Raw genomic sequence first — 19,666 nt, 5'->3', positions numbered from 1 at the left:
CTGCGCTGCCAGGTCCGCGGTGGGTCGCGCGATGGAGATCTAGTTAAAGGATTGCTGCCGGAGCAGCAACGAAATTCCTAGATCTGCCGAGACGTGGCGATTGGCCGCGTTTCTTGACCTCCACGCCGACGGTGGCCGACGGCGTCGTTGTCCCCCGCTCCTCGGGCCTGCGCCCGGCGAGCGCAGAGCCCGCCGCGACCGGGGGACTTCGAGCGGGCTGGCCGTCGGCCAGCGAGCCGGCGTCCAGCCGCATGGCTGGGCCGACAGGCTTCGCTCTCATTAGCCTGCGGCCTGCCATGACCGGCGGGCCACGCACTCCCTGCCGGTGGCCTACTGCGTGCCAGGACCAGGGGCCACGCTCTTCCAGCGGCAGTTTGCCGCCCGCCCGGACCGGCAAGACCGCGCACTCCCGGCCCTTGGCCTGCCGCGTGCCAAGACCAGGGGCCACGCTCTTCCAGCGGCAGTTTGCCGCCCGCCCGGACCGGCAAGACCGCGCACTCCCGGCCCTTGGCCTGCCGCGTGCCAAGACCAGGGGCCACGCTCTTCCAGCGGCAGTTTGCCGCCCGCCCGGACCGGCAAGACCGCGCACTCCCGGCCCTTGGCCTGCCGCGTGCCAAGACCAGGGGCCACGCTCTTCCAGCGGCAGCTTGCCGCCCGCCCGGACCGGCAGGACCGCGCACTACCTGCCGGTGGCCTGCTGCCTAGCCGACCGGCAGGCCCCACTCGCCCTAGCCAGCGGCCCGCCGCCTGGCCGAACCGCGCCGCGCTCGCCCTAGCCGCCTGCACGGGCCGGCGGGCCGTGCTCGCCCTAGCCAGTGACCCACCGCCTGCCCGAACCGCGCCGCGCTCGCCCTAGCCGCCTGCCCGGTCAGGCGGGCCTTGGTCGTTCTAGCCGCCGGCTACCGATGGGAGGACCTGGATCTCGGCGCCGGGTGGGACTGGGGTGTCGAGGCCGCCGGAGCGGCGGCAGTCGTTTCCGTCGACGTAGATGTTGACGTAGCGGCGTAGGGCGCCTTGTTCGTCGCGGAGGCGGCGGTCGAGGCGTGGCCAGGCCTCCGCTACGGCGTCGAGGACCGTGCGTAGGGAGCCGGTGGTGTCGACGGTCAAGCGGCTTTGGTCGGCGGCCTCCGCTCGGAGCACGCCGGGCAGCAGGATCGTGACGGCTGCGGTCATAGCTCCGCCGCTTTCACCGACAGCACGTCGGGTAGGTGGGCCGCTACCTGGACCCACGACTCGCCCTCGTCGCGGCTGGACCAGACCTCGCCTGAGCGCGTGCCGAAATAGACGCCGGCGGGGGTGGCGTTGTCGGCGCACATCGCGTCGCGCAGGACCGTCGGGTAGAAGGGGTCCGTCGGTAGGCCTGCCGACAGGGCATCCCAGGAGGTTCCGGCGTCGGTGGAGCGGAAGACGCGGCAGCGGTGGTCGGGTGGGAAGCGCTCGCTGTCGGCCGCTAGCGGGAAGGTCCAGAGGGTGGCCGGGCGGCCCGGATGGGTGACGATCGGGAAGCCGAAGTCGCTCGGCAGGCCTTCGGCGATCGACGACCAGGTGGCGCCCTCGTCGTCGGAGCGGTAGACACCGCCGTGGTTCTGCGCGTAGAGGCGGGTCGGGTCGCCGGCGTCGCGGGCCACCTTGTGCACGCACTGGCCGAACTCCGGGTAGGGGTCCGGGAAGAAGCCGGCTTTGATGCCCGCGTTGCCGGGCGACCAGGTCGATCCGCCGTCACTCGTGCGGTAGACGCCGCCCGTCGACATGGCGACCAGGACCCGGGCCGGGTCCTCGGGGTGCGGCAGGATCGTGTGGATCGCCTGGCCGCCGAAGCCGGCACCCCACTCGGGTCTGTGCGGGTGGTCCCACAGCGCTCTGACCAGGGTGAACGTGCGGCCGCCGTCTTCGGAGCGGAAGAGTGCCGACGGCTGGGTGCCCGCGTAGACCACGTCGGGCTCCCCCGCCGGTCCGGGCGCTAGCTGCCAGACGCGGACCAGCGAGGTGTCGGTGTCGGCCGGGAAGGCGACCGGGGCCTCGTCGGGCTCGGACCAGGTCTTGCCCAGGTCGTCGCTGGTCGCGACGCTCGGGCCGAAATGGGAGCTGTCGACGCCGGCCAGTAGTCGCGGCGTCGCACGGCGGCGGTCGATGCCGACCGCGTAGATCGATGTCATCGCGAAGTGCGGCCCGCTGACCTGCCAGTCGACCCGGTTTTCGGTGGTCGCCAGGAACAGGCCCTTGCTCGTGCCGATGGTCAGGAGGACGGTCATGGGCAAGAGTATGCGCGCGACCACCGACAGAAACGGGCCGAAGCGAGGGTGGGAAGATGGCCGACATGAACAAGGTACGTTTCCGCCCGCACCAATCGATCTTGATCGCCGCGTTCATCGCGTTCGTCGGCATACTCCCGATCGCGTTCGGGCCGAATCTGCCCTCTGACATCGTCTCGACGGACGACGGCTCGCCGGTGCGGTGGCTGTTCGTACCCCTGTTAATCGTTCCGATCGCCGTTTTTGTCTGGGTGCTCCGCTCCGGCACCGACGCCGACTCGTCCGGCATGCGCGTTCGCGGACTCTTGGGCACCAAGCGGATTCCCTGGTCAGAGGTGCGCGAGCTGGCAACCGACGACCGCGGGCGCGCGGTGGTCCTGCTCCGGGACGGCTACGCCGTCACCCTCGCCTCGGTGCGCCGCGACGACGTCAGCCGGCTCGTCGAAGCCAGCGGCCAGGGCATCGTCTGGCAGAAGAACACCAAGTAGCCAGGCCGCGGACGGCTCAGTAGCCGCCGACAACCTCGTTCACCAACGGCTCACCGGCCACGAACCGGCGGAGCTGTTCGCCGATCAGCCGGTACGCCCGCGGGTGCAGCCCCCGGACCGAGCCGGCCACGTGCGGGGTGATCAGCACGTTCGGCAGGTCCCAGAGCGGATGACCAGCCGGCAGCGGCTCGGGCTCCGTCACGTCGACGGCCGCGCCGATCCGGCCGGTCGAGACCGCGTCGACCAGGGCATCCGTGTCCGCGACCGGGCCGCGGGCCGCGTTGACGAGCAGCGCGCCGTCCTTCATCGCGGCCAGGAAGTCGGTCGAGACCAGGCCGCGGGTCTCCGGCGTGAGCGGCACGATCACCACGACCACGTCAGCGGCGGGCAACAGAGAAGGCAGCGAGGACACCGGGTGTACGCCGTCGCGGGCCGTGCGCGCCACCGACGTCACCGTGACCTCGAACGGCTCCAGGCGGGACTTGATCGCCGTGCCGATCGAGCCGGCTCCGACGATCAGGACGTGCTTGCCGGCCAGTTCGTCGGTCGGCGCATAAGCCGCATATGACCAGTCGTGCCGCGCCTGGGCGCGGGCAAAACCGGGGAACTCGCGCAGGTACGACAGGATCGCGGTGAGCACCCACTCGGCCGTCGACGAGTCGTGCACGCCACGGGCATCGTGCAGGCTGACCTCGGGCGGCAGGTGGCCGGACCAGGCGTCGGCACCCGCGCTGAGCAGCTGCACCACCCGCAGGGAAGGCATTTGAGCGGCCAGCCGCACCGAGTCGGACAGCGCCAGGAACGGCGGCACCCAGAACACCAGGTCGGCCGGATCGGACGGGAGCGCGTCGGGGCGCTCTGCGATCTCCAGCGTCACGGAGGCCGGCACCGCACCCATCAGGTCGCGGCCGTGCGGGTGGGGGATCCAGACCTTCACACGGCTCACGTTACCGTCAGCCCGGCAGCGGAAGATCGACGCGGGTCGCCGGCTGATAGATGTCGTACCCGGAGACTACGGTCTCGTCATAGGTCAGCCGTTGGCTGTCGAGATACTCCCGCACCGCCTGGCTCTCCGCCGAGCCGGTCGGCAGGGCGAAGGTCCGCGTGGGGGCGTCAGCGACGGCCTTCTTGTAGGGCTGGTACCGGTCAAAACCCGGCCCCAGGTCGGCGGCGATCACCGCGCACCGCACCCGCTCAGAGGAGATGTAGGCGATGTAGTTACAGGTCCAATATTCCGAATAGACGTGGGTCACGCCGCGTCGGTCGAGCTCGGCGAGCAGGCCTACCTGCCGGTCGTCGACGGCGGCGATCCGGGGCAGCTCGTGCACCACCATGCCGGTCGCCACGAGCGAGAAGGCGCAGACCACGGCGAGGCCGGCGGCACCGACCCAGCGGGTGACCCGGCCGCGCAACGTCCACAGTGGCCACAGCACGGCCGGCGTCGAGATGAGGAGGCAGTGCAGGTAGCGACCGCTCTCCATCGGGGTGTTGCCGGCGGCGTTGCTACGCGCGTACACCACCAGGCTGACCAGGGCTGCTCCGACGAGCGCCAGGCGCCCCGCCGCGCGTACCCGATCGGTTTGGGTCCGGAAGGTTCGCCACCCGGCGTAACCGGCGACGGCGAGCAGGATCAGCCAGGCGGGCGCCCACCAGAGTTGCCAGGGCTCGCAGCGGCCCGGGGCGCAGAGGCCGGTGGCCAGCGGGATGCCGGTCAGCACGCCGCCGTGCAGGCGGTCGCCCCACGACGCCTCGATCCCGCCGCCATTGAGGCCGAGGAACGTCGGGACCGCGCTGTGCTTCCAGGGCGAGGTCAGATCATGGATCAGGAGCGGCGCGGCGCCGAGGAGCACGCCGCCCGCCAGCGCGATCCAGGCGCGTTTCGCTGCCTTCTTCATCAGGAGTACGCACGACGCGGCGGCCAGATATGGGAGGACCAGCCAATCGACCCACACCATGAGGCCGGCGATCAGTCCGAAGGCGGCGTACCCAGCGGTGCGGGGTCGCACGGCGAGCCCGACCGCGAGCAGCATGAGCGCGGCGCCGGCGGGGTTGATCTCCGGGTAGCCGCCGCCCGATATGAGCTGGTTTTTGAGGATTCGGTCGGATCCTAGGGCCAGCAGGCCGACGACGAAGGTGGCGAACCACGGCGAGTACAGCCGCTTGGTCAGCGCCCACATCGCCGCCAGGAAGGCCGCGTAGAGCAGCAGGTTGGGCAGCCGGAGCGCGAACACCGAGCCGTTGGCCAGTGCGACCAGGGGCGCGGCCAGGTACGCCTCGAGCGTGCCCATGTAGTTCTGGCCGTAGAAGTAGACCGGCAGCCCGTTGCCCTGGCCGATGTGCAGGGCCGCGAGGCCCATCGTGCCCTCGTCGCTGTTGGTCGGCGGGGCGTCGGCGAGGAGTACGGCGATCCGGAAGCCGAGCCCGGCCAGCCCGAGCGCGAGAGCGGTGAGCACAGCGGCGCCCGGCCGGCGCCGGCCGGAACCTGGCGACACTGCGGGCGTGGAGGTCTGCGCGCCGGTCAGGATCGCCACGCCGGGCAGTCTCTCACGATGCCGCGCTCCGCGTGAGCGCCCGGTAAGAGGTCGGATCTTGCCCGCCGCGCTACGCGGGGGTCCAGGCCTCGGTCGCCGGACCAGCCGCAGGCCGCCCGGGCCGGCACCGCAGGTGGCTCGGCCGGTGGGAGGCGAGTTTCTACGTGGCGCTCCGACTTTGCTCGCCGGACGCCGCGCGGTGTACCGGTGACTCGCGCTCGAGCGCGGTGCACGGTCACACCCAGGGCTGGCGGCGGGCGTAGGCGCCGTTGGCCGTCACGGTCAAGGCAGGCATCGTCGGCGGCGCTGTGGCGGGCACACCCAGGGCGGGCGGGCCGTCGCCAGCGGCGGCGGCGAGCGCCGGCGCATGGTCACACCCGGGGCGGGCGCAAGCGCAGGGTCACACCCGGCGCGGCCGTCACCAGCGACGGCTGCGCACGGTCAAACCCAGGGCCGGGCGCGGGCCGTCGCTAGCTACAGCGGTGCGTCGATCAACGTGGCGGGCTCGCGGACGTCGCCAGTCCGGCTGAACCGGATCCGGTGACGGCGCCCGCCGGGCGGTCCCGCCGCAGTTGGGGCCGGAGCAGCGCGGTCACCGCCAGGCTGACCACCGCCGCCACCGTCATAGCGGCCGCCGGCCCTGTCGCCTCGGCCACCGAGCCGACGAGGGCCGCGCCCACCGCCTGGAAGGTCATTCGGCCGCTGCTGTCCAGTCCGAGTGCCTGGCCGCGCAGGTCCTCCGGGGTGCGGTCGACCAGCCGCGCCTGGAGGCCGAGCGTGCCGGCGTAGCCGAACGAGGCCACGAGCACCGCCGTCGCGCCGATCACGAGGCCGGGATTCAGGAAGAAGAGCAGGTAGGGCACGGCAAGCAGCGCCTGCAGTGGGGTGATGAACCGGTCCAGCATGTCGCGGGGCATGAAACGGCCGACCGCCAGGTCGCCGGCCAGCATGCCGGCCGCGGCCGCCACGAACAGGGCGGCGGCCCAGTCGCCGGCGTAGGGGACGTACATGGCCTCCGCGCCGACGATCAGGCCGTTAGGCACCCAGCTCGCCAGCAGGGTCGCGCGGATTGACCGGTTCACGAACAGGGCTCGGTTGCCGCGCCAGGTGGCGGCCACGCCGGCGCGGCCGGTGGCGCGTGGCGCTCGGGTGCGCAGGCCGAAGTAGGTGGCCACCGCTGAGATCGCGATCAGCCCGGCGGCTACCGCCAGAGACCGGTGCGGCCCCAAAGTCGCGATCAGGGTGCCGCCCGCGGCGAAGCCGAGGATCTGCATCGCGCCGACGGAGATGTTGAGGGTCGCTCGGCCCAGTACGAAGCCGCCGGGGAGCACGTCCACGAGGATCGCGCTGCGGACGCCGCCGCTGAGTGCGTCGACCACGCCGAAGGCCATGATCAGCAGCAGCATGCCCCAGACCGGCAGGACGCCCGTGGCCAGCAGCACCGCCGCGAGGGCCCGGGCCAGGTCCCAGGCGGCGAGGAAGCCGCGTGGTCGGACCCGGTCCGCGTAGGCCAGCAGAGTCATCGCGCCCAGCGCTTGAGGCAGGAGGCCGCCCAGGAACGCCAGTGCGGACAGCAGTGGTGAACCGGTTGATGCGTACACCAGCGCGGAGAGCGCCAGCATCTGGATCGTCTTGCCCGCGACCGTCGCGGCGTTGCCGGCGAAGATCGCTCGGAACTCCCGGTTGGCGAAGATCTCGCGGTAGGTCGTCACGCCGGCACTATCGGGCGCTCGCGGGCTGAACCGGTAGAGTTTCGGCTGAGGACGAAAATGACCTTAGTAATTGTCGATCCGACCGACCTGGCCAACACTCGCTTCGCGTTGTCGCCCATGGTCGAGCTCGTCGGTGCGCTGGCCACGGTCGCCGATCGCGGCGGACCCCGCGGCTGGCTCGAACCCTGGGTCGACCGCCACCGGCCCGTCTTCGAAGCGGTCGCCTCCGCCGAGCCGACGCTGGCCGCGCTGCTGACCACGATGCGCGACGCCCGCTGGACGCCCGACTTCCTCGTGCCGGCACCGTCCGGAATGGACACCGACTTCGCCACAGAGCTCGCCCGGATCCGATCCACCCCGATCGAGCGGGTGCACCGGGACCTCGCCCTGACCGCGCACGCCGGGCCGCACAACGCGGGCCGGATCGCGGCGGTCGGGCCGACACCGGCGTTCACCGCACCGGACGCCCTCGACCGCCTCGCCGACGGGCTCGCCACGCTGTGGGACCACACCCTCGCGCCGGACTGGCCGGTGCGCCGGGCGCTGTTGGAACGCGACGTCGTGCAGCGCGCCGGCCGGCTGGCCACCTACGGCTGGGCGAAGGCGTTGGCGGGCCTGCGCGAGGGCTTCCGCTGGCTCGACAGCGGCGCGATCCAGGTGAACGACTGGGACGGCGCACCGTACGTGGTCGGCGGCGCCCGTCTGGTTCTGGTGCCCGGCGGCTTCGGCCGCGGCTGGATCGGCGCCGATCCACCGGAGGGCTACGCACTGGTCTACCCCGCGCGCGGCATCGCCGCACCGACCGACGCGCCGGCCGCCGGTGGCCTCGACCGCCTGGTCGGCCGCGCCCGCGCCCGGTTGCTGCGGTCCCTGGTCGAGCCGGCCAGCACCACCCAACTCGTCGGCGCGCTCGGTATGACCCTCGGCGCGGTGGGAGACCACCTCGCCGTGCTCCGCGATGCCGGCCTGGTCACCCGAGCGAGAACGGGCCGCTCGGTCTTCTACCGCCTCACGCCCCTGGGCGCGGCCCTCGCCGCCGCACCCGACGAACCCTGACCTGCCGACCCAGCGGTCACGACCACCGGGTGGGGCTCCGCAGCGGTTGACGGCCCCAACCACGCCGGCCTGGCGGGCTCAGCCGCGAGTGTGGTTGGCACGCCGTGTGCGACCGGCGCCGGAGCCACAACGGAAGCACCCCGCAGCCCGTACCCTCGGGACGTGGGATTCACCGTCGAAGACGCCAACGGAGTCCTGGCCGACAACTTCGCACCCTGGGTGCGCGATCTCGCTCTGGTGGTCGAGCACGTCGAGCCCGGCATCGCCACGCTGCGACTGCCGTGGTCCGACCGGCTGGCCCGCGAGGGTGGCGCGATGAGCGGCCAGGCGCTGATGGCCGCCGCCGACACGGCCACCGTGATCGCGATCTCCGCCGCCCGGGCCGCGTTCGTGCCGATGACCACCGTGCAGCTCTCGACGACCTTCCAGCGTCCGATCGCCGGCGTCGACGTCCAGGTGTTCGCCAAGGTCACCAAGCTCGGACGCACCCTCGCCTTCGCCGACATCACGCTGACTCCCGACGGTGCCAGCGCGCCCGCGGCCCAGGCGCACACGGTCTACGCGCTGCTGGGCTGACCTGGGGAAAATCAGTCGGCGTAACTTTCCGCCAGGTGTACTCGTTGACGATGTGAGGCGCGGTATCTTGTCGCCGCGACTCCCCCGGCCCCTCCACCCAAGGGGATGACCACCGTGTCATCTACGTCCCCACAGCTGCCCCGGTTCGTGCGGATCGTCGCCATCGCCGGGCCGCCCGCGGCGGCCCTGGCGACGTTGATCTGCGCGGGCGCAGGGGTCCTGCCGGCGTTGGCCGCCCTCGCGGCCGCGACGGCGCTGACGGCCGCCGTCGGCACCTTCCGGCTGGTCCGGCTCGCGCTGCGCATCCACGCCCGCGTGCACTCGTTCGGTCCGTGTCGCGGTGCCGGCTACCTGGGCATGGGCGCGCTGGCCACCGGCGTGTCCGTGGTGCTCCTGACCGTCGCGCAGCCCAGCGCCCGGCCGACGATCGCGGCCGTCGGTCTCGCCTTCGCGTCCGTGCTCTACGTGATCGGCCTCCTGCTGCTGCCCGGCGCCGCCACCACCACGCACGCCCGGCTGCGCCGCTGCTTCGACGGCCTGAGCCTGGGCATCAGCATCGCGTTCGCCGTCTGGCTGCTGCCGCCGCCGGGCACGATGCCGCCGGCGGCGCTCGCCGCGACGCTGCTCGGGTCGTTCGGGCTCGCCACCGTCACGGTGATCGTGTTGCGGGTGGTCGCCTACCGGCGGGCGGCCTGGCTGTGCGGCGCCGGCGTCGGCACCGCTCTCAGCGGCATCGGCGGGTTGGCGATCATCCTCGGGTACGGGGGTCCGGACTGGGCGCTGCTGGTCGCGGGGGCGGCGCTCGCGGTCAGCCCCGGGCTGATCCTCGCCGGCGCCGCGCGCACCGAGGCCGGCGTGGAACCGGCGACGGCCGGCGAGCCCGAGGCGCAACTGTCCGCGTATCCGTTGCTGACCATCCCCGCCGTCGTCGCCACCCTGGCCGCCGCCTGGCACCTGGTCGCCGTAGGCGAGTTCGACGAGACGTCGGTCGTGCTCGGCCTCCTGGTGATCCCGACGGTGGTCGCGCGCGAGGTGTTCGCGGTCTCCGACGTACGCCGCTATGCCAAGCGAATGTCCACACAGGAAGCGCACTTCCGCTCGCTGGTGTCCGGCGCGGGTGACCTCACCATGGTGATCGGCGAGGACCTGATGGTGCGGTGGCAGTCACCGGCAGCGGCCCGGCTGTTCGGACTGTCCGATGCGGACGTCGTCGGTCGCGCCTTTCCTGACCTGATGCATCCTGAGGACGCCGCCGACGTGCTGGCGGTGCTCAACCAGACATTGTCCGACAAGGACGGTGAGGATGCCGCCCGCCCGGCGCTGGTTCCCGCTCGGCTGCGCGACGGCCACGGCGCCTGGCGCGACACCGAGTCGACGCTCAGCGACCAACGCGGCATCCCCGAGGTGGCCGGGCTGGTGGTGCACATCCGCGACGTCGGCGAGCGCCGGCACCTGGAGCGCACGCTGCACAAGCTGGCGTTCACCGACCAGCTCACCGGCCTGGCCAACCGGCGCGAGCTGATGCGCACGATCGCCACCCAGCGCTCGGTCGAGGGACACACCGGTGCCCTGCTGGTGATCGACCTGCACGGCATCGCCGGGGTCAACGACGCCCGCGGCCGCGAGGTCGGCGACGCCGTGCTGATCGAGGTGGGCCGCCGACTGCGCTCCACGGTCGGCACCGACGACGTGGCGGCCCGGCTGGCCGGCGACGAGTTCGCGGTGGTCACCGTCGAGGGCCCGGTCGTCGCGTACGCGCTGGGCACCCGGCTGTTGACCGCGCTCACCGAGCCGTACCTGCTGCCCGGCGCCACCGTGCACATCTACGTCAGCGTCGGCCTCGCCGAGCTCTCCGGCGGCGACGGCGTCGACGACGTGCTGCGCCGGGCCGACCTGGCCCGCCGCCGCGCGGGGCAGCTCGGCCGCAACCGCATCGAGTGGTACGACGTGTACCTCGAAGAGCAGCTCGTCCGCCGGATGGACCTCGAGCGCGAACTGCCGGGCGCGGCCAGCCGAGGCGAGCTCGATCTGGTCTTCCAGCCGATCCTCGGCCTGCACGACGGTCAGCCGGTCGGCGCGGAGGCGCTGCTGCGCTGGCGCAGTCCCGCCCTCGGCACGGTGCTCCCGAACGAGCTGCTGCCGGTCGCCGAGGACCTGGGCGTCATGGGCGAGATCGGCCAGTGGGTGCTCCAGGACGCCTGCCGCCGCATCGCCGGCTGGGACCCGCGGCTGTGGCTCTCGGTCAACGTCTCCCCGGCGGAGCTGGCCGCACCCGACTTCGTCAGCCAGGTCGCCGCGACGCTGGTCGCCAACCGCCTTCCCCCAGAGCGCCTGGTGATCGAGATCGCCGAGGGCCGCGTCGGCTCCGACACCCCGACCGTGGTGACCCAGTTGGCGGGCCTGCGGGCGCTGGGCGTACGCACGGCGCTCGACGACTTCGGCGCCGCCCAGGCGAGCCTGGCCCACCTGCGCCGCCTGCCGATCGACATCCTCAAGGTCGACCGTGCCCTGGTCGGTGAGCACGCCACGAGCCGGCAGAGCGGCGGCATGGCGAAACCGCTGATCGACGTCGTGGTCAGCGTCGGCCGCCGACTCGGCATGGAGATCATCGCGGAAGGCCTGGAGTCCGGCGCCCAGATCGACCAGGCCCGCGCCGCCGGCTGCCAACTCGGCCAGGGCTTCGCCCTCTCCCACCCGGCCCCGGCCGAACGCTTCGAAGCCTTCCTGGCGGAGCGGCTGACCCAGGGGAACTGAACCCGACCGCCGGCAGGCCCTCCGTCGTCAGGACTTACGCGGGTGGGCCTGGAAGAACTCCCAGATCAACTCCGAGGCGTTGATGCCGGCGTCCGGCGCGGCGAGCCCGCCCTGAGTCGCCCCGGGCCAGCTATGCCCCTGCTCCGGCAGGCGGTAGGTCACGAACTCGCCGCCCTTGCCGCAGGGAGCGACGGTGCGGGTGATCCCGGTGCCGCCCTTGACCGACGTCGCCTTCCCGGGCTTGCAGGCCGACCGGGTCTGCCAGTTCTTGATGCCTGCCTCGAACTCGCCGATGAAACGATCCTTACCGCCGATGAAGGTCAACACCGAGACCGGCTCCTTCGGCGCGTACGTGGGATCCGCCGCCCGAGGGCCGCCGAACCCACCGCTGACCGGAGCGACGGCCGCGAACACGCCCGGCAGGTCGATCGCGATCCGGAACGACAGGTCAGCGCCGTTGGAGATGCCGGTCGCGTACACGCGGTCGGGGTCCCCGCCCCAGTTCTTCGTGAGGTGCTCGACCAGCGCGCCGACGAACCCGACGTCGTCTTCGTTGCCGCAACAGACCAGCGCGTTGAACCCGCCCGCGAGGCCGTTCGGATAGGCCACGAGGAAGCCGTGCTTGTCGGCGAGCGCGTCAAGACCCGTGGTGACCCGAACCCCTTTGCCCGTGCCGGGGTACGGGTGGAAGGCCAGCACGAGCGGCATCGGCTCGCCGGGCGTGCAGCCGGGCGGCGCGTGGAGCGTGTAGTCGCGCTGCTTGCCGTCCCATGGCAGGGTCAGGTCGTGGTCACCCGGGCCGGGCTTCTCCTCGGGTTTCGGAACGGCCGTCGTGGCGGCGACCGTCGGCGCGGACTCCGGCTGGTCGGTCCCGCCACACCCGGCGGCGAGCAGGGTGACGAGGGCTGCGGAACACATCGCGATGAGGCTCTGACGTCGGTGGCGCGGCCAAGTGGTCATGGGACGAGGGTGGCGATCATCACCATCCGCACGCAGCCCCGCACTCGATGTCGATACGGCATCGCAACCCGGCCCCGGTTTCGCGACGGCAATCACGGAGGGGCCGCGACCGACCACCCCCGGCGGACAAATAGACTCGCTCGGGTCGCGAAGAGCGTGCCACGCTCGCTGCTGACCACATACGAATCGCCCACACGACGCAAGGGGGCACTGATGGCTGCCATTTCCCGCGATGAGGTCGCGCATCTCGCGCGGCTCTCGCGGCTCGCCGTGACCGAGCAGGAGCTCGACACGTTTGCCGGCCAGCTGGACGTGATTCTCCAGGCCGTGGCGCGGGTGGGTGAGGTGGCGGCGGCTGACATTCCGCCGACCTCGCACTCCGTGCCGTTGACCAACGTGCTGCGGGAAGACGTCGTGATCAACTGCCTGACCCGGGAAGAGGCCCTCGCGGGCGCGCCGGATGTCGAGGACGACCGGTTCCGGGTGCCGCGCATCCTGGACGAGGAGGCGTGACAACAGTGTCCGACCTGACCAGGATGACCGCCGCCGAGCTCGCCGGGACGATCGCCAAGGGCGACGCATCGGCCGAGGAGGTGACCCGGGCGCATCTCGACCGGATCGCCGCGGTCGACGGCAAGGTGCACGCCTTCCTGCACGTCGACGCCGACGGCGCGATCAACGCGGCCCGCAAGGTCGACGCCAAGCGGGCCGCCGGCGACGAGCTCGGCCCCCTCGCCGGTGTTCCCGTCGCCGTCAAGGACGTGCTGACCACCCGCGGCGTGCCGACCACGGCCGGCTCCAAGATCCTCGAGGGCTGGCGTCCCCCGTACGACTCGACGGTGGTCGAGCGACTGCGGGACGCGGGCACCGTGATCCTCGGCAAGACCAACATGGACGAGTTCGCGATGGGCTCGTCGACGGAATACTCCGCCTACGGGCCGACCAACAACCCGTGGGACCTCGGCCGGATCCCGGGCGGCTCGGGCGGCGGCAGCGCGGCCGCGATCGCCGCCTACGAGGCGCCGCTGGCGATCGGCACCGACACCGGCGGCTCGATCCGCCAGCCCGGCGCGGTCACCGGCACGGTCGGCTCGAAGCCCACCTACGGCGGCACCTCCCGCTACGGGCTCATCGCCTTCTCGTCGAGCCTCGACACCCCCGGCCCGTGCGCCCGCACCGTGCTCGACGCGGCCCTGCTGCACGAGGTGATGGCCGGCCACGACTGGCGCGACTCGACCTCGATCCCGCAGGCGGTCCCGCCGGTGGTCGAGGCCGCCCGGCTCGGCATGACCGGCGACCTGACCGGCGTGAAGCTCGGCGTGGTCACCGAGTTCAACGGCGAGGGTGCCGAGCCCGGCGTCCTGGCCGCTTTCCACGACGCGCTGGCGGCGCTCACCAAGCTGGGCGCCGAGGTCGTCGAGGTGTCCGCGCCGCACTTCCAGTACGCGCTGCCCGCCTACTACCTGATCGCGCCGAGCGAGTGCTCCTCGAACCTCGCCCGGTTCGACGGGGTCCGCTTCGGGCTGCGGGTCGGCGACGACGGCAACCGCTCGCTCGAAGAGGTCATGTCGCTGACCCGCGAGGCCGGCTTCGGCCCCGAGGTCAAGCGCCGGATCATGCTCGGCACGTACGCGCTGTCCAGCGGCTACTACGACGCCTACTACGGCCAGGCGCAGAAGGTCCGCACGCTGATCACGCAGGACTTCAACGCCGCCTTCGAGCAGGTCGACGTGCTGGTCTCGCCGACCACGCCGTTCGTGGCGTTCCCGTTCGGGTCGCGCACCTCCGACCCGTACCAGATGTATCTCGCGGACCTCTTCACGATCCCGACCAACCTGTACGGCGGCCCGGGCATCTCGGTGCCCTGCGGTCTCTCCGAAGGGCTCCCGGTCGGCTTCCAGATCATGGCGCCGACCATGGCCGACGACCGCATGTACCGGGTCGCCGCCGCGCTCGAGTCCGCCGTCGGCACGCTGACCCCGCCGTCCCTGGAGGGCTGATGACCACCACGACGCTGCCCACCTACGACGAGGCGATCGCCGGCTTCGAGCCCGTGATCGGCCTGGAGACCCACGTCGAGCTCGGCACCAACACCAAGATGTTCTGCGGCTGCCCGACCGACTTCGGCGGCGAGCCCAACACCCGGGTCTGCCCGGTCTGCCTCGGCCTGCCCGGTTCGCTGCCGGTGGCCAACAAGGCGGCCATCGAGGCGACGATCCGGATCGGCCTGGCGCTGAACTGCTCGATCGCCACCTGGTGCCGGTTCGCCCGGAAGAACTACTTCTACCCGGACATGCCGAAGAACTTCCAGATCAGCCAGTACGACGAGCCGCTGTGCGTCGACGGCTACCTGGACGTCGAGGTCGACGGCAAGACCGTCCGGATCGGCATCGAGCGGGTGCACCTCGAGGAGGACACCGGCAAGACGCTGCACGTCGGTGGTGCCACCGGCCGCATCCACGGCGCGACCGAGTCGCTGGTCGACTACAACCGCGCCGGCATCCCGCTGGTCGAGATCGTCACCAAGCCGGTCCCGGGCACCGGAGCGCTCGCGCCCGAGGTGGCCCGCGCCTACGTCACCGAGCTTCGCGAGGTGATCCGCGGCCTCGGCGTCTCGGACGTCCGGATGGAAGAGGGCTCGCTGCGCTGCGACGTCAACACGTCGCTCAACCGGCCCGGCGACGAATGGGGCACCCGCACCGAGACCAAGAACGTCAACTCGCTGCGCTCCGTCGAACGCGCAGTCCGCACCGAGATCATCCGCCAGTCCGCGGTGCTCGAGGGCGGCGGCCGGATCGTCCAGGAGACCCGGCACTTCTCCGAGGAGACCGGCGACACCCGCCCGGGCCGCTCGAAGGAGACGGCGACCGACTACCGCTACTTCCCGGAGCCCGACCTGGTGCCGCTCGCACCGGACCCGGCCTGGGTCGAATCGCTTCGGTTGGCTCTTCCGGAGCCGCCGCGGGATCGTCGCAAGCGCATCCAGGAGTCCTGGGGTCTGTCCGATCTGGACATGCAGTCCGTGGTCAACGCGGGCGCGGTCGAGCTGATCGAGGAGACGGTCGCGGCGGGTGCCACCGCGGCGGCTGCCCGCAAGTGGTGGCTGGGCGAGCTCGCCCGGCGTGCCAACGAGGCCGGCATCGACCTCGCGTCCGTGGGTGCCACCCCCGCGCAGGTCGCCGAGCTTCAGACGCTGGTCGACAGCGGCAAGCTCAACGACAAGCTGGCGCGGGTGGTCATCGAGGGCGTCGTCGCCGGCGAGGGCTCCCCGACGGAGGTGATGGAGGCCCGCGGGCTCGCCGTCGTCTCCGACACCGGCGCGCTGACGGCCGCGGTCGACGAGGCCATCGCCGCCAACCCGGACGTGGCCGCCAAGGTCCGCGACGGCAAGGTGGCCGCGGCCGGCGCCCTGGTCGGCGCCGTCATGAAGACCACCAAGGGGCAGGCTGACGCCAAGACGGTTCGAGAGCTCATTCTCGAACGCCTCGGCGCGAGCTGAAGTCCTAAAAGGACTAAACGAACGAGCGGTTCCCGGGTTCGCGAGCGGCACGACCGTCGCTCCCGCCGGGGACCGCTCGCTTCGCTTCAGAGGACGGGCTCGCCGGAAGGCCGCGGCGCAGGGATCGCGAAGAAGTCCGCGAACACCTCGACCAGGTGCGCGGGTGCGCGGTTGATGCCGTCGTGGCCGCAGCCCGGGATCTCCAGGGCCCGGGCGTGCGGCAGCGCGGCAGCCAGGGCATCGTCGGCGGCCACGTAGTAGCGCGGACCCTTGGCCCCGCAGGCCAGCAGCACCGACGCGGTCACGCCGGCCCAGCGGTCGGCGGAGCCGTCGGCCGCCGCGATCAGGGCGGACTCGTCGAGTGTCATCGGCAGCAGGTCGCCCATCATCCGGCCGATCGGCGTGCGCAGGAACAGCCGACACATCGCCACCTGCACCGGGAGCGGCAACCGCGATGTGGCCTGGTGCGTGTTGATGCCACCAGCGGTCAGCGCCATGGCCCGGGGCAGGTCGCCGGCCCCAGCCGCCGCGCGAGCGGCGGGCAGCCACGCCGCCGGAAAGCTGCCGTCGATCGAGATCGCCGCGTCGTAGAGCGCGAGCCGCTCGATCGGCAGCCGCAGCGCGGCCGACAGTGCGATGAAGCCGCCGCCGCTGTGCCCGACCACGTTGACCGCGCCGGTGTGCGCGAGCACCGCCGACAGGTCGTCGACCTCCTGCTCGAAGGTGTAGGGCAGCACCCGCGCGCACGCGTCGGCCCGGCCCCGGCGGTTGTAGAGATGCACGGTGAACCGGTCGGCCAGCGCCGCCGCGAAGCGCCGGTAGACGTCGATCGTCACGCCGCCTCCGTGCACCACCACGATGCCCGGCCCCGTGCCCGTCGAATGCAGCGCGATGGTGGCGCCGTCGAATGTCGTGACCCGCTCCATGACCCCTCCCCTAAACTGCGAACGTCGTTTGCAGTTTACAGTTATGCGGTGAGCGACGCGCAACCCATCTGGACCCGACCCGAACGCGGCCGGCGTGGACCGGCGCCCGGACACAGCCGGAACGAGATCGTGGCGGCCGCCATGAGACTGGCCGACGTCGAAGGACTACCCGCGGTCTCGATGCGCGCGGTCGCCACGGCGTTGGACACCACGGCCGGCTCGCTCTACCGCTATCTGTCGTCCCGCGACGACCTGCTCGACCTGATGACCGACCGCGCGGTGGGCGAGCTACGGCCGTACCCGCGACCGAAGGGCGACTGGCTCGACGACCTGCAGGCCCTGGCCGAACGACAGCTCGACCTGCACCGCCGGCACCGCTGGCTGGGCGAGCTGAGCCAACGCCCGACCGGTGCCGGCCCGGAGACGCTCTCCTGGTTCGACCATTGCCTCGGCGTCCTGCGCGAGGTCCCGGCGCCCACCACCGCCAAGTTCGAAGCGATCGCGCTGATGACCGGCGTGGTGGTCCTGTTCAGCCGCGCCACGACGAACGCCGACGCGCAGCCGTTCGCGGCCCTCGACCCCGCGCACCACCCACATCTGGCGGCCGCGCTGGCCAACCCCGGACCTCCACCGAAGGACGACCTCTTCGGCCGCGCCCTGCGGGCCCTGCTGACCGGCCTACTTGGCGAACGCGGCGAGGAAGCGGTCGCGGAAGGCGTCCATGCGCCAGACCGGGCCGTCGGCGACCGGGGCCAGCCCGGGTGACCAACCCCAGCTCGCGATGCGCGGCAGGACAGACGGGTCCTTGGCGATCACGGTGATCGGGATGTCGCGGTTCGGGTCAGAGCCGGTGATGATCGGGGACGGCTGGTGGTCGCCGAGCATCACCATGACGGTGTTCTCGTTGCCGTACTTCTCCATATAGGACACCAGGCTGTCGACCGAGTACTCGACCGTACGCCGGTAGTTGTCCCGGACCGTGTTCGCGTCCTCGTTGTTGATCTCGTCAGGGTTGCCGCCCTTGCCGCCGTTGCCCGGATACGTCGAGCCGTCGCCGAGCTTGTCCCAGTCCATCATCGGCGGCACCGGGGTCCACGGCGCGTGGCTGGACAACAGGTCGATCTCGGCCATCACCGGCTTGCGGGCGGGCAGCGGCTGGGCCAACTCGGTGCCGTGGAACGAGTGCATCGTGAACTGGTCCGGGATCGAGGAGAACGCGTAGCCCTGGCCCTTGTAGCCGAGCGTCCGGTCGTCGTACTCCTTGTCCCAGCCGTAGACCGCGCCCTCGGGCCAGTCGCGCCGGTTGGCCGGCATCACGGCCACCGTGCGCCAGCCGGCCTTGGAGAACGCCGTCGTCAGCGTGTAGCGCGTGCCTTCCGTGAACTTCCCGTACCGCCGCTGGCTGTCGATCCACAGACCCGACTGGAACGTCGAGTGGGCGAGCCAGCTTCCGCCGCCGATCGTCGACGAAGTCAGCCAACCGCTGCTGGACTGGAAGCCGGCCGCGGTCAACTGCTGTGTACGCGACGCGAGCAGGGCGGCGGTCTGCGGGTAGTTCACCGCGTCGCGGCCGTAGCTCTCCACGAACGCGAAGATGACGTCCTTGCCCTTCAACCCTTGCAGGAGCTGGGAAGCGGGTACGTCGCGGTAGGCGTCGGTGGACTCCTCGCGGTCGTACGCCGCCTGGTCCCTGATGTCCGCGCGAAGCTGGGCGGCGTGGTCGTAGGCCGCCGCGGCCGTGCTCCGGCCGGCGACCGGGATGCCGGGCACCAGGTGCACGCCCAGGATCGCCAGCGTCACCCAGACCACGGCGAGCCCGGCGACGACCCGCAGCGCGAGGTTCCGGCGCACCGACACCACGCGGGACAGCCGCAGGATCGACAGCACCGCCAACACCGGCAGCGCCAACGCGAGCAGGATCGCCACGATCACGGCGCCGACCGCGCCGGGCTTGCCGAACGACTCGGAGACCCACTCGGACGCCGCGCGGAACAGCGACCAGTCCGAGAGCGGGTCGAACTGCCGGGACAGCGTGACGCCGAAGCCCAGGTCGAGCAGCTTGAGGATGCTGATCGCGCCGAGCAGGACGCCGGCGACGATGCCGACCACCGTGCGGACGCGCGGCGGCAGGAACACCACGACGGCGACGCCGACCAGCGCCTCCAGCGGGATCGCCAGCAGGGCCCACGGGCTCAGTGCGGCGAAGTCGTCGGGCACGAGCAGGAGCAGGAGAACGAAGAAAGCGGCCAGGCCGGTCAGGATCCGGCTCTTCACGACGCGAGCCAGTCCGGCTCCACCGTCCGTCGGGCGTATCTGGCCTTGGCCGCCAGGTAGCCCGCGTTGGCCGGGGACAGGTGCAGCCGGGTCGGCACCCGCTTCGTGACCGCCACGCCCAGCGACGTGAGCTGCTCCTCCTTGTCGGGATTGTTGGAGAGCAACGCGATCCGCGATACGCCGAGGGCGCGCAGCATCTGCGCGGCGGGCGTGTAGTCGCGCTCGTCCTCGCCGTGCCCGAGCGCGAGGTTCGCCTCGTACGTGTCCATTCCGGTGTCCTGCAAGGCATACGCGTCGAGCTTCGCGTAGAGGCCGATGCCCCGCCCCTCCTGCCGGAGGTAGAGCAGTAGGCCGCCGGCGTTGCTGATCCGCTCGACCGCCTCGCGCAACTGCGGGCCGCAGTCGCAGCGCTCGCTGCCGAACACGTCACCGGTCAGGCACTCGCTGTGCGGCCGCACCAGGGGCGCCTCGTCCCGGGCCAGGGTGTCGCGCCAGTCGCCGAGCCCGAACGCGATGTGCTCGCGGTTGTCCACGAGACCGTGGAACGTGAACACCTCCGCCTTCGTGGCGTAGCCGTCGGGGAACCGAAGGGGGACCGATACCTGCGTGCGTATCGTCGCGTCGTCCATCAATCTCCT

At 71.9% G+C, this 19,666-nt stretch carries 17 protein-coding genes; 8 read left to right on the top strand and 9 right to left on the bottom strand.

The features are described from left to right. Positions 1 to 888: 888 nt before the first annotated feature. Positions 889 to 1,173, bottom strand: a complete 285-nt coding sequence (locus BLV39_RS18785; protein WP_090793934.1) for a MoaD/ThiS family protein — start codon at positions 1,171 to 1,173, stop codon at positions 889 to 891. Continuing rightward, positions 1,170 to 2,252: a WD40/YVTN/BNR-like repeat-containing protein gene (locus BLV39_RS18780; protein ID WP_090793929.1), complete on the bottom strand. Its 1,083-nt coding sequence runs from the start codon at positions 2,250 to 2,252 to the stop codon at positions 1,170 to 1,172. The genes BLV39_RS18785 and BLV39_RS18780 overlap by 4 nt, the downstream gene beginning before the upstream one ends. A gap of 65 nt (positions 2,253 to 2,317) precedes the next feature. Between BLV39_RS18780 and BLV39_RS18775 the strand changes: the two genes are divergently transcribed. Further along, complete coding sequence (locus tag BLV39_RS18775; protein ID WP_239083849.1) at positions 2,318 to 2,740, top strand: PH domain-containing protein; 423 nt, start codon at positions 2,318 to 2,320, stop codon at positions 2,738 to 2,740. A gap of 16 nt (positions 2,741 to 2,756) precedes the next feature. Here the strand turns inward: BLV39_RS18775 and BLV39_RS18770 are convergent, their stop codons facing one another. The 3 genes from BLV39_RS18770 to BLV39_RS18760 all read right to left on the bottom strand — a co-directional run bounded on the left by BLV39_RS18770 (position 2,757) and on the right by BLV39_RS18760 (position 6,983). Continuing rightward, positions 2,757 to 3,677 carry a 2-hydroxyacid dehydrogenase gene (locus BLV39_RS18770; RefSeq protein ID WP_090793923.1) on the bottom strand — a complete coding sequence of 307 codons (921 nt, stop codon included), beginning with the start codon at positions 3,675 to 3,677 and terminating at the stop codon, positions 2,757 to 2,759. A gap of 16 nt (positions 3,678 to 3,693) precedes the next feature. Beyond that, positions 3,694 to 5,271, bottom strand: coding sequence for an ArnT family glycosyltransferase (locus BLV39_RS18765; protein ID WP_239083850.1), 1,578 nt, complete (start codon positions 5,269 to 5,271; stop codon positions 3,694 to 3,696). A gap of 491 nt (positions 5,272 to 5,762) precedes the next feature. Beyond that, positions 5,763 to 6,983: an MFS transporter gene (locus tag BLV39_RS18760; protein WP_090793921.1), complete on the bottom strand. Its 1,221-nt coding sequence runs from the start codon at positions 6,981 to 6,983 to the stop codon at positions 5,763 to 5,765. A gap of 57 nt (positions 6,984 to 7,040) precedes the next feature. On the opposite strand from BLV39_RS18760, the gene BLV39_RS18755 reads away from it, so the two are divergent. The 3 genes from BLV39_RS18755 to BLV39_RS18745 all read left to right on the top strand — a co-directional run bounded on the left by BLV39_RS18755 (position 7,041) and on the right by BLV39_RS18745 (position 11,369). Beyond that, positions 7,041 to 8,039, top strand: a complete 999-nt coding sequence (locus BLV39_RS18755; protein ID WP_090793918.1) for an ArsR/SmtB family transcription factor — start codon at positions 7,041 to 7,043, stop codon at positions 8,037 to 8,039. 162 nt (positions 8,040 to 8,201) lie between these two features. After that, a complete protein-coding gene (locus BLV39_RS18750; RefSeq protein WP_090793915.1) occupies positions 8,202 to 8,615 on the top strand; it encodes a PaaI family thioesterase in 414 nt (137 codons plus the stop codon). Positions 8,616 to 8,720: 105 nt separating this feature from the next. Further along, complete coding sequence (locus tag BLV39_RS18745; RefSeq protein ID WP_090793913.1) at positions 8,721 to 11,369, top strand: putative bifunctional diguanylate cyclase/phosphodiesterase; 2,649 nt, start codon at positions 8,721 to 8,723, stop codon at positions 11,367 to 11,369. Positions 11,370 to 11,396: 27 nt separating this feature from the next. Here BLV39_RS18745 and BLV39_RS18740 read toward each other — a convergent pair whose 3' ends face one another. Next, positions 11,397 to 12,287, bottom strand: a complete 891-nt coding sequence (locus tag BLV39_RS18740) for a CE1 family esterase (RefSeq protein WP_090793910.1) — start codon at positions 12,285 to 12,287, stop codon at positions 11,397 to 11,399. Between the two features lie 255 nt (positions 12,288 to 12,542). Here BLV39_RS18740 and gatC point away from each other — a divergent pair, with 255 nt between their 5' ends. Genes gatC through gatB form a run of 3 tightly spaced genes read left to right on the top strand, consistent with a single transcriptional unit; the run spans position 12,543 to position 15,828 of the window. Beyond that, positions 12,543 to 12,842: an Asp-tRNA(Asn)/Glu-tRNA(Gln) amidotransferase subunit GatC gene (gene gatC, locus BLV39_RS18735; RefSeq protein ID WP_090793907.1), complete on the top strand. Its 300-nt coding sequence runs from the start codon at positions 12,543 to 12,545 to the stop codon at positions 12,840 to 12,842. Positions 12,843 to 12,847: 5 nt separating this feature from the next. Continuing rightward, positions 12,848 to 14,329, top strand: a complete 1,482-nt coding sequence (gatA, locus tag BLV39_RS18730) for an Asp-tRNA(Asn)/Glu-tRNA(Gln) amidotransferase subunit GatA (RefSeq protein WP_090793904.1) — start codon at positions 12,848 to 12,850, stop codon at positions 14,327 to 14,329. After that, the gene (gene gatB, locus BLV39_RS18725) at positions 14,329 to 15,828 is read left to right on the top strand and encodes an Asp-tRNA(Asn)/Glu-tRNA(Gln) amidotransferase subunit GatB (RefSeq protein ID WP_090793901.1); all 1,500 of its coding nucleotides are present in this window, start codon (positions 14,329 to 14,331) and stop codon (positions 15,826 to 15,828) included. Before gatA ends, gatB begins: the two co-directional genes overlap by 1 nt. 86 nt (positions 15,829 to 15,914) lie before the next feature. Here gatB and BLV39_RS18720 read toward each other — a convergent pair whose 3' ends face one another. After that, complete coding sequence (locus tag BLV39_RS18720) at positions 15,915 to 16,754, bottom strand: alpha/beta fold hydrolase (RefSeq protein WP_090793899.1); 840 nt, start codon at positions 16,752 to 16,754, stop codon at positions 15,915 to 15,917. Positions 16,755 to 16,802: 48 nt separating this feature from the next. On the opposite strand from BLV39_RS18720, the gene BLV39_RS18715 reads away from it, so the two are divergent. Then, positions 16,803 to 17,519 carry a TetR/AcrR family transcriptional regulator gene (locus tag BLV39_RS18715; RefSeq protein WP_239083852.1) on the top strand — a complete coding sequence of 239 codons (717 nt, stop codon included), beginning with the start codon at positions 16,803 to 16,805 and terminating at the stop codon, positions 17,517 to 17,519. On the opposite strand, the gene BLV39_RS18710 is transcribed toward BLV39_RS18715, so the two are convergent. Together BLV39_RS18710 and BLV39_RS18705 are read right to left on the bottom strand one after the other, a co-directional pair. Beyond that, on the bottom strand, positions 17,433 to 19,028 hold the full coding sequence (locus BLV39_RS18710) for an alkaline phosphatase family protein (RefSeq protein ID WP_090793896.1): 1,596 nt from the start codon (positions 19,026 to 19,028) through the stop codon (positions 17,433 to 17,435). The genes BLV39_RS18715 and BLV39_RS18710 overlap by 87 nt on opposite strands. Next, positions 19,025 to 19,657 carry a GTP cyclohydrolase II gene (locus tag BLV39_RS18705; protein WP_090793893.1) on the bottom strand — a complete coding sequence of 211 codons (633 nt, stop codon included), beginning with the start codon at positions 19,655 to 19,657 and terminating at the stop codon, positions 19,025 to 19,027. Before BLV39_RS18705 ends, BLV39_RS18710 begins: the two co-directional genes overlap by 4 nt. Between the last annotated feature and the right edge of the window lie 9 nt (positions 19,658 to 19,666).

This window comes from Asanoa ishikariensis (assembly GCF_900107455.1).
Lineage (GTDB): Bacteria > Actinomycetota > Actinomycetes > Mycobacteriales > Micromonosporaceae > Asanoa > Asanoa ishikariensis.
The sequence above is the reverse complement of the archived record's forward strand: the minus strand, read 5'-3'. Positions and strand labels throughout refer to the sequence as shown.

Coding starts and splice junctions, on each gene's coding strand:
- BLV39_RS18705 (WP_090793893.1), bottom strand. CDS start 19,657: ATGGACGACGCGACGATACGCACGCAGGTATCGGTCCCCCTTCGGTTC.
- BLV39_RS18785 (WP_090793934.1), bottom strand. CDS start 1,173: ATGACCGCAGCCGTCACGATCCTGCTGCCCGGCGTGCTCCGAGCGGAG.
- BLV39_RS18775 (WP_239083849.1), top strand. CDS start 2,318: ATGAACAAGGTACGTTTCCGCCCGCACCAATCGATCTTGATCGCCGCG.
- BLV39_RS18755 (WP_090793918.1), top strand. CDS start 7,041: ATGACCTTAGTAATTGTCGATCCGACCGACCTGGCCAACACTCGCTTC.
- gatC (WP_090793907.1), top strand. CDS start 12,543: ATGGCTGCCATTTCCCGCGATGAGGTCGCGCATCTCGCGCGGCTCTCG.
- BLV39_RS18745 (WP_090793913.1), top strand. CDS start 8,721: ATGACCACCGTGTCATCTACGTCCCCACAGCTGCCCCGGTTCGTGCGG.
- gatB (WP_090793901.1), top strand. CDS start 14,329: ATGACCACCACGACGCTGCCCACCTACGACGAGGCGATCGCCGGCTTC.
- BLV39_RS18780 (WP_090793929.1), bottom strand. CDS start 2,252: ATGACCGTCCTCCTGACCATCGGCACGAGCAAGGGCCTGTTCCTGGCG.
- BLV39_RS18740 (WP_090793910.1), bottom strand. CDS start 12,287: ATGTGTTCCGCAGCCCTCGTCACCCTGCTCGCCGCCGGGTGTGGCGGG.
- BLV39_RS18720 (WP_090793899.1), bottom strand. CDS start 16,754: ATGGAGCGGGTCACGACATTCGACGGCGCCACCATCGCGCTGCATTCG.